The sequence below is a fragment of the Streptosporangium carneum genome (assembly GCF_027922005.1).
GTDB lineage: Bacteria > Actinomycetota > Actinomycetes > Streptosporangiales > Streptosporangiaceae > Streptosporangium > Streptosporangium carneum.
In genome coordinates, this window is sequence record NZ_BSEV01000070.1 from 1 (window position 1) to 1,378 (window position 1,378).

The following is a 1,378-nucleotide window of genomic DNA, read 5'->3' on the forward strand; positions in this document are numbered from 1 at the left end:
TCTATAATCACGACCGCCCGCACGAGGCGCTCGGTTTTGCCACCCCGGCCACACGCTACACACCCAGCTCACGCACCATGCCCGCCCGGCCGGCCGAGCCGGATTATGCCGAGGGTGAGATCGTGCGCCGCGTCGGTCAAACGGGCGGATACATCACCTTCAAGGGGCGTGTCTGGCGCGTCCCCAAGGCCTTCTGCGGCGAACGCCTCGCCCTGCGCCCGCTCGATACAGACGGCCAATACGCCCTCTGCATCGGAGCCATAACCATCAAAACCATCAACCTCAACACACCGAAAATGTGTTAGCCATGTCCCCGAACAGGTGTCAGCCATGTCCCCGGGCTGAACAACAAGTCCGGGGAAAGCAGTGTGTGGTGATGCCACCCAGCACAAAGCCCTCCACGAGCTTGCGCCCTGGAGCTATGAGAGGGGTGCGGGATGCACGGCGGACATCGTGTCCGGATTTGAAGGTTTGGTGGTGATGCCCGAGGCATCCCGCACGCGGAGATTTACCCGGGTCCCTTGCGGGCCCCGTCTCGAAACCTGCAGGCACGGGCCGGTCGAGCTTTGTGCCGGTGTCCCCGCAGATGGCCACGCCGGAGCCTGATGCTGTCACCCACCAGGCGCGGACGAGCTCCGCACGCTCCCGGGCACAAGGGACTGAGCTCATGCCTCCCATCCCGGAAACCGCTGACGATGATAAGGGCAAATGAGCGGGCGGGGATAAGTTTCCGGCCCCGCCCCCACACACCGTCATCCTGACGAAAGTCAGGACCCAGATCGTAAAGGGAGATTTTGGCCAGGCGGGCTCGGTCTGAGCGGCGGCGATGTGCGGGATAAGTGCATATTCGCGGCCACCGCGCTCTATGAACTGGGCCCTGACTTTCGTCAGGGTGACGGTGTTTGGTGCGGCGCTCTCACTCTGTCTTCCACCCTCCAAATTTTTCCCGGACGAAGGCCCGCGGAAGCGGGCTGCAGGTCCGGGATCGACCGAGGGCCATTTCAAGCGATGAGCTTCCCGTAGATCCCGGCGCTTCGCCCGGCCTTCGCCGGGCTTTCAGCCGGGAAAAGCGGAGGGGTGTTCAGGGTAAGGGTGCGGCTTTGGCATCCTCTCTTCCACCGGGGAGACGGGAGCGGGGTACAACCCCATGGCAAAGGGCGAGGAAACGCACTAGATAGAGGGCGTAATGGCTGACGAACTCTACTCCAATGCCGTCCTGCGGCTGGCGGCGGATATTCCGCGCATCGGGCGTCTTGAACGTCCGCAGGCATCGGTGCGCAAGGTTTCGCGCCTGTGCGGTTCGGAAATCGAGATCGATATCGTCATGCGCGGCGAGCGTGTTGCCGACCTCGCCCTGCGGGTGAAGGCCTGTGCGCTG

General features: G+C 63.6%; 1 protein-coding gene and 1 pseudogene. Both read left to right on the plus strand.

What is annotated here, in order from left to right; translation table 11 throughout:
• A pseudogene (locus PKF00_RS43830) lies at positions 1-345 on the plus strand (IS481-like element ISRm20 family transposase); the annotation flags it as partial.
• A gap of 841 nt (positions 346-1,186) precedes the next feature.
• Positions 1,187-1,378: iron-sulfur cluster assembly scaffold protein (locus PKF00_RS43835; protein WP_271223719.1), on the plus strand; the 192-nt coding region annotated here is incomplete at its 3' end.